We start from the raw sequence: 7,404 nt of genomic DNA on the forward strand, positions 1-7,404 counted from the left end.
GAGACCTCCGTGGCATTCGTACAACTCGCCGAAGGCGAACTGCATTACCAACTGGACGGACCTGTGGAGGCGCCGGTGCTGGTGCTTTCCAACTCGTTGGGTACCGACCTGCACATGTGGGACATCCAGATCCCGGCGTTCACCCGGCACTTTCGCGTGCTGCGTCTGGACACCCGGGGCCATGGCAAATCCTTGATCACGCCAGGGCCGTACAGCATCGAGCAACTGGGTCGCGATGTGATCGCTCTGCTGGATGCGCTGGGCATTGCGCGCGCGCACTTCTGCGGCTTGTCCATGGGCGGCTTGATCGGCCAATGGCTGGGGATCAACGCGGGCCAGCGCCTGCACCGCCTGGTGGTGTGCAACACCGCCGCCAGGATCGGCACGCCCGAGGTGTGGAACCCGCGTATCGAGACGGTCCTGCGCGATGGCGCAGCGGCAATGGTGGCCCTGCGCGACGCGTCGATTGCACGCTGGTTTACCGCTGATTTTGCAGCGGCCAACCCGCACCAGGCCAAGCTGATTACCGACATGCTCGCGGCGACATCGCCTGAGGGTTACGCCGCCAACTGCGCGGCCGTGCGTGACGCCGACCTGCGTGACCAACTGGCCTCGATCAAGGTGCCGACCCTGGTGATTGCCGGCACTGAAGATGCCGTAACGCCGCCGGCTGGCGGCCATTTTATCCAGAACCATGTAAAGGGGGCCGAGTACGCCGAGTTCTATGCGGCGCACCTGTCCAACGTCCAGGCCGGGGCCGCGTTCAGCGACCGTGTGCTGGAATTTCTGCTGGCCCGCTAAGGAGCTTTTCGTGGACGAGAAACAACGTTACGCCGACGGCCTGCACGTGCGCCGCGAAGTGCTGGGTGACGCCCATGTCGACCGCAGCCTCAACGCCCTGACCGAGTTCAACAGCGAGTTCCAGGAAATGATCACCCGCCATGCCTGGGGTGATATCTGGACCCGGCCCGGATTACCCCGGCACACCCGCAGCCTGATCACCATCGCCATGCTGATCGGCATGAACCGCAACGAAGAACTCAAGCTGCACCTGCGCGCCGCCGCCAGCAACGGCGTGACCCGTGCCGAGATCAAGGAGGTGCTGATGCAAAGCGCCATTTATTGCGGGATTCCGGCGGCGAATGCGACGTTTCATTTGGCCGAGTCGGTTTGGGATGAGTTGGGCGTGGAGTCGCGGAAACAGACCTGAACCTGAAATGCGATCAAATGTGAGAGCTGGAAAGTCAGCTCCCACAAGAGGTCTCCACTGCAGCGGGAGTCAGTTGATACGTGACGTGTTGCGCTCAATCCGCATACAGCGTGCGCAGGGGCTTGCCCATTTCGTCAAGCAAGGCGTTTTCAGTGAAAGGGGCGGGGTTGGTCGAGGTTTTTGGGGTGGCGGGGTCATTATCGAAATCAAAGGGTGGTGCCGCGGTGTCCAGCCCCGCGGCCTGAAGCTCAGAGTTAGGCGTGTCGTAGGTTTTTCCATTGATGGTTTCGACCGTCGTGCCGGCCAACGCGGTGCCGTTGCCGGCGTTATAAGCATGGACCATTTCGTGGTACAGCACGGTGATGGGGGAATGAACCACGTCGCCCAGTACTTCCGGACGGGACCGGTTGTAACTGACGCGCGCACGGTCAGCCCGTGATCCTGGAACGCCATCGACCATGAACCCCCATTTGGGATCGTCGCCCACCACCGGGGCACGTTCGTCGTGGAACAGCGCTTTGAGTTCCTGGCTGCCATAGATGTAACTGCTGCCGGTGTCGTGCAGATCTTCTACAACTGTGACGGGTGCGCCGTTGCGTTGGCCGATAGCGTTCATCTCGGCCAGCATCTGCTTGCCTTGCGGGGAGCTGCGCAATAACGCCAGGTCGTCTTCCACCCGCTGGATGAATTCAGCCGAGCCCTCGATCACCAACCCGGTAAGGGGCTGGGTGTCGGCTGATACGCGGGTCAGCTGCGCGCCGTTGAGCCGTTTGATCGTGTCGCCGGTTTCGGCGTAGATCCGGTCGCCTGGGCGACTGGCGATGACGGTGTCGCGACCGGTGCCGGTGTAGAAGGTGTTGCGGCCATGACCGATCAACCGGTCATCGCCAGCGCCGCCATGCAGCACCGTATGACCTGTGCCGGCGTAAAGTCGATCATCGCCGTTACCGCCGTCCAGGTAACTGGTCTTACGGCTTGAGCCCGTACCGGCAAACAGGCGGTCGTTGCCGTTGTTGCCATACATGACGTTGTCGCCGGTGCCGCCAATGAGGGTGTCGTCACCTTCGCCGCCTTCGGCGTAGCCAACACCGTCACCGAGGCGCAGCACATCGTTGCCTTTACCCCCCATGAGCCGGGTATAGCCTCCCCCTGCTTGCACCCGATCGTCGCCATCTCCGGCGTCAACCGTGATGGGTTGAGTCACGTTGGGGTCAATATGCACGCGGTCATTGCCGCCGTGGGTCTTGAAGTGGAAGGTCAGCGTATTGCCCTCGTTATCTTGAGTGGCGAAGCGATAGCTTTGGCCGTTGACCTTGACCGTCAGTTGATCGGGGCGTGTCTGGCTGATGTGAATCCTGTCTGATTGATTGCCGGTTTCAAAGATCAGGCTGTTGTCCACGCGACTGGAGGGATTATCGTGCTCCCATATCGACACGCCGCTGGCCTTTAAATTGCCGTCATTCAAGAACAGGTGCGTATACGCCTGGTCGGGTGTTTCGGACGGCGGGCCCTGGAAAGGATATTTGGCGGGCCCGTAGTCTTGTCCCGTAAACGTTGCCACCGGAGCGGGGGATGGCTGCGCAGTCGTTTCGCGATGCTGGGTGTTCAACGGATGCGGGCTTGCGGGGGTAAGGCTGTTTATGTCGTCCATTTTGCGGTCCTGATCCAAGAGCCAGAATTTGGCCCTGACCCTTGAGATGTGACCGTTGCGGTCATTACGTTCCGCTTAAGTTGTAATTGGTTTTTACGGCCCGCCAGCCCTGGATCGAACGTTTATATCTACGCATACCGTTCGCGCAGCGGAACATCCATCTCCTCGCGCAGAGCGTTCTCGTAAAACGGGTAGGGACTGACGGTGGTGGGTGGCGTGCTGGGGTCATTGTCGAAATCGAATGGGGTACCCAAGTTGGGAAGTCCGACCGTCTGAAGTTCGGTAATTTCTTGTTGAACAACCTTTCCGTTCCGGACAAGCGGTGCACCGTTGCTGTCTATTACCGGCTGCTCACCCGGAAGTCGGGTTCCGGTCGCGCCATGGTAAGCGTGGATGACTTCATGGAAAAAGCTGATGAGGGGCGTCAGGCCGTGCTCGCCAATAAAGTGATTGGATGAAAGAATGATTTTCGCTTGTGTCGCGGGGGCGCCAGGCACGCCATTAATGATCTCGCCCCAATGGTGCTGTCCATTGGGAAGTGATGGCGACAAAGGGCCGAACTTATAGATGTCCAGGGTGCCATGTTCAGGTTGCGAAGCGATGACCACCGGACTGCCGAGCGTGTCCGCCAACGTGTCCATTTCTTCAAGGACCTTTTGCCCGGCCGGCGAACCTCTCAGTTCCTCCAGCTTGTCCTCCATCCTGGCGATGAACTCTGCGGAGCCGACGATGTTGAAAGCACGCCGTCCAGCGTCACTGGGCTGAATTTCAGTGATCCGGGCGCCTTTATGATTGTGAACATGGTCGGTTTTCTTGGCATAGATACGGTCGTCGGCATCGTAGGCGTAAACCCTGTCGTTACCGTTGCCGGTATACATCGTGGTGCGCTTGTGACCGACCAACGTGTCATCGCCCAGGCCACCGTTCAGGACGACTTTTCCCGCACCCCCGTAGAGCCTGTCGCTGCCGACATCCCCGCTTATGTGCAGTAAGCGATTCGCAGGGCCAACGCCTGCGTACATTCGGTCATTACCGTTGCCCCCTGACATAACCGCATTGCCGGTGCCTGCCAGCATCAGGTCGTCGCCATCCTCACCAAAGGCCAAGCCTTTTCCACTGCCCAGCTTAATGAAATCATTGCCGGCGCCACCGAACACCCGAGTGTAACCACTGCCCTGCGCCGTGACTCGATCGTCACCGTCTCCTGTCGAGACGTACACATCGACATGCACATCCGGATCGACGATCACCTTGTCATCGCCGCCGTTCGTTCTGATAACCAGAGACCTGTCCGGACCGCCCTCGTCGAAGGGTAGCTCATAGAACATCCCGTTCACATTGGCATTGATCTTACCGTCGGCGCCGGCATGAATTCTGATTTGGTCGGCTTTGTTCTTAGTCGTAATTCGCAACTCGTCTGTTCCAATATACTTTACGCCGTTTACGGTTATTGGCTCGAGGACGTCCTCGATTTTGACATCCGCGTTGTCGGCCAGCACCAGGATCGAGGGTTCGTCGTCGACCTGTGGCTGATTGGCAGGCGAGGGGGATGGTGAAGGTAAAGGAATAGGTGCCTGATGGGTTGCTGTCACTGTCATGGGTTTATCTTCTCAATGGGAGCACGCTGAAATAGCGCTCATTGAGTGGCCTGGACTCGCTTGCGATTCCGATGTATCAGGCGGCTTTTTGTTAACAAAGCTTGAGTCCGCTTGGCTATCAGCGCGAATCAGCGTCCCACAGCCAGTTCCATACACCCGGCAGATGCACCGGCTGGTTCACATCCTTCACCGTCCGCGCCAGCGCGGCGCGCTGAAGCCCGGCGGTGTCGGTGTAGAACGGCTCGGCGGCGGTCTTCATGCCGTTGATCCGGGCGCTGTCCAGCAGGATCTGCAAGTACTCCTGCATATGGATTGCGGTGTAGCGGTTGATGTCGTGGAAGGTCACCACAACAGGAATCACCCCGTCCACGGTCGGCAATTCGCCCAGGGCGATACGCTCGCGCACCACCGACAGTTGCCGATACAGGTTGGCGCGGCGGCGTGGGCTGGCGTTGAAACCCCAGATCTTGCCGTCGTTGGCGCTCAAGTCGGTCAGCAACACCTGCATGCCATGGCGCCGGTAGGCGGCGAAAGTGCGGCGGTCGTAGTTCCAGAACGGCGGGCGGACCAGCACGGGCGGGCTGCCCGTGATCGCGGCAATATCCGCCGCGCCCTGGGTGAGGGTGCGTTCCAGTTCGGCGTCGCTCAGCCAGCGGTGGTTGGTGTGGAACGCGGTGGCCGTGTGGAACGCCAGGATATGCCCGCCGGCGTATTCACGCTCCATGGTCTTGCGCCCGCGTGAACTGCCGCCGGAGCGGGCGGCCTCGGTCTGCAGGAAGAATACCGCCTTGATCCTCGGCAGCACCGGGTTCTGCGCCAGGTCAGCCACCACCGAACGGCTCGGGTTGTTGTAGCCCGAGGCACTGGGGCCGTCATCGAAAGTCAGCAAAAAGCGGATCGGCGCCTGGGCTTGCAGGCGCTGTTCGGTCTGTGGTGTCAGGGCGATAGGCGAACCAATGCAGCCGCCAAGGCTCAAGGCGAGCGTCAGCACAGTGATTGCAAAGGCGTAGAGTTTCATGGTGTGCGCGGGCTCGAATTGAAGCCGCTGCTGGGCAGATCAGCAGGGGGGCAGGCGCGCACGATACAGCAAGATCATCGACGAAAGTTCATGCGCTGATAGACGCAACGTCGGATGGGCCAGATGCGGCGGGCTGCTGCGTCAGCCCGCCGTCAGGTTCAGGCGTACTTGGTCCGAGCCGGCCTGCCCATTTCTGCTCTCAAGGCGTTTTCGGTGAACGGCGCAGGGTTGGTCGAGGTCGGCGGGGTGGAGGGGTCGTTATCGAAGTCGAAGGGCGGGGCGTCAGTTGGCAGGCCGACAGCTTGTAGTTCCATGTTAGGCGGGCCAGGGCGCTCCGGGTGGTCGGGTGATGGCTTGCTGGTACCTTCCAGGAGTGTACCGTTGGCGCCGTTCCAGGCATGCGCCATCTCGTGGTAGAACTGGACGATGGGGGAGGTGAGCTCCGGGGCGGTCGGGTCAGGTTTTACATGAATGAGGCTCGGGTTATAAAAAAGTCGGCCTTGATCTGCACGGGCGCCGGGCACTCCATCTTTCAATCCGCCAACTTTCGGGTCGTCCAGCTTGATCTTGTTCCGGTCCTCCATGCTCAACGTATTCAGCTCACGGGTATTGAAGCGGTACATATTGGATTCAGACTGTTCGATAGTGACTGGCGCGCCATTGTTCTGAGCGGCGTTATCCATCTCCTCCAGCATCTTCCTCCCCGCAGGCGAAGCTCGGAGCAACTCCAAGTCATCTTCGACCCGCTGTTTGAACGCATCCGTGCCTTGGATTTTAAACGCTTTGCGTCCCGCATCGCTCGGCGCCTGCCGGGTGATGGTCGAGTGTTCCGTGCGTAATAGACGGTCGCCCTCTTTCGCATAAATGCGCGCTTTGCTGCCGTTGGCCCACACCGTATCGGATCCCTTGCCGGTGTAGATGGCCGCGTCGTCGTGAGCGATTATCCGGTCGTTGCCGCGGCCTCCATTAATCACCGTATGCCCATTGCCCGCGTATAACTGGTCGTCGCCAGCGCCACCGTCCAGGTAGCTGACCTTACTGGCAGCCCCCGCCCCCGCGTATAAACGATCCTTGCCCTGGTTTCCGTACATCACCGAATCCCCGGTGCCGCCGATCATCGTGTCGTCACCCTCGTTGCCTTCGGCGTAACTGATCCCACGGCCAAGACGAATATGGTCATTGCCGCGCCCGCCATAAATGTCGGTAACGCCTCCTCCGGCCTGAATGGTGTCATCGCCGTCTCCCGCTTCGATCTTCACGGTGACGCTCACATTCGGGTCCAGGGTTATGGTGTCGTTACCCCCTGCGGTTTTAATGTTCAGGGAGAAGGGTGGGGAGGGCTTGTCCTTGGATGAGGACGGGGCTGAGGCGGACTTATCGCCGTTGAAACTGTACTCCTTGTCATTCACTTTGACGCTCAGTTTGCCGTCAGGACGCTGGCTAATATGGATCCGGTCCGCAGCGTCGCCCGTCTCGAGTGTCAAGGATGAGCCCAGGTGCTCGGGTTTTTTTGGATCTAAAAGAAATTCGTCAATTTTTTCCGTGGCCTTCAGGTTGCCGTCGTCCACCAGCACTTGTGTTCGTGAGCGCAAGTCGTTGTCGGAAGCAGGCGCCGGTTGGGGGGTAGGGGGCGTGGTCATCATAGGTGTTGGCGGGGATATTGGATTCATTGGACATTACCTGCTCGCTTCGATGTTGATTGGCATTGATCAGTCGTGCGCTGAAGGCAACCGTTCCCGATTGAATTGAGGCGCCATGTTAAAGGCGCCCTCTTGAACGATGTTATTGGGTTTCACAACAGGCTGATCGGATAGCTGACGATCAACCGGTTCTCGTCGAACTCATTGTTGCTGTAGTCGCGGCGCATGCTGGAATTGCGCCAGCGCGGCCATGGTGCGGGGCGGTGCGGGGGCGATGAAAGTGGGGG

At 59.8% G+C, this 7,404-nt stretch carries 7 protein-coding genes; 2 read left to right on the forward strand and 5 right to left on the reverse strand.

Annotated elements, in window-relative coordinates; genetic code table 11:
• Positions 1-9: 9 nt before the first annotated feature.
• Positions 10-801: a 3-oxoadipate enol-lactonase gene (pcaD, locus tag H0Z09_RS14690; protein ID WP_186691205.1), complete on the forward strand. Its 792-nt coding sequence runs from the start codon at positions 10-12 to the stop codon at positions 799-801.
• Positions 802-811: 10 nt separating this feature from the next.
• Complete coding sequence (gene pcaC, locus H0Z09_RS14695) at positions 812-1,210, forward strand: 4-carboxymuconolactone decarboxylase (protein ID WP_186691206.1); 399 nt, start codon at positions 812-814, stop codon at positions 1,208-1,210.
• Positions 1,211-1,304: 94 nt separating this feature from the next.
• Here the strand turns inward: pcaC and H0Z09_RS14700 are convergent, their stop codons facing one another.
• The 5 genes from H0Z09_RS14700 to H0Z09_RS27350 form a co-directional block, all read right to left on the reverse strand.
• Complete coding sequence (locus H0Z09_RS14700) at positions 1,305-2,861, reverse strand: M91 family zinc metallopeptidase (protein ID WP_186691207.1); 1,557 nt, start codon at positions 2,859-2,861, stop codon at positions 1,305-1,307.
• A gap of 128 nt (positions 2,862-2,989) precedes the next feature.
• The gene (locus H0Z09_RS14705; RefSeq protein WP_186691208.1) at positions 2,990-4,459 is read right to left on the reverse strand and encodes a M91 family zinc metallopeptidase; all 1,470 of its coding nucleotides are present in this window, start codon (positions 4,457-4,459) and stop codon (positions 2,990-2,992) included.
• Positions 4,460-4,577: 118 nt separating this feature from the next.
• Positions 4,578-5,477 carry a polysaccharide deacetylase family protein gene (locus H0Z09_RS14710; protein ID WP_186691209.1) on the reverse strand — a complete coding sequence of 300 codons (900 nt, stop codon included), beginning with the start codon at positions 5,475-5,477 and terminating at the stop codon, positions 4,578-4,580.
• Between the two features lie 158 nt (positions 5,478-5,635).
• Complete coding sequence (locus H0Z09_RS14715) at positions 5,636-7,051, reverse strand: M91 family zinc metallopeptidase (RefSeq protein WP_346656795.1); 1,416 nt, start codon at positions 7,049-7,051, stop codon at positions 5,636-5,638.
• 218 nt (positions 7,052-7,269) lie between these two features.
• A partial coding sequence (locus H0Z09_RS27350; protein ID WP_238340249.1) for an OprD family porin occupies positions 7,270-7,404 on the reverse strand: 135 nt, incomplete at its 5' end.

This window comes from Pseudomonas sp. SWRI18 (genome assembly GCF_014268345.1).
Lineage (GTDB): Bacteria > Pseudomonadota > Gammaproteobacteria > Pseudomonadales > Pseudomonadaceae > Aquipseudomonas > Aquipseudomonas cedrina.

Coding starts and splice junctions, on each gene's coding strand:
- H0Z09_RS14700 (WP_186691207.1), bottom strand. CDS start 2,861: ATGGACGACATAAACAGCCTTACCCCCGCAAGCCCGCATCCGTTGAAC.
- H0Z09_RS14705 (WP_186691208.1), bottom strand. CDS start 4,459: ATGACAGTGACAGCAACCCATCAGGCACCTATTCCTTTACCTTCACCA.
- H0Z09_RS14710 (WP_186691209.1), bottom strand. CDS start 5,477: ATGAAACTCTACGCCTTTGCAATCACTGTGCTGACGCTCGCCTTGAGC.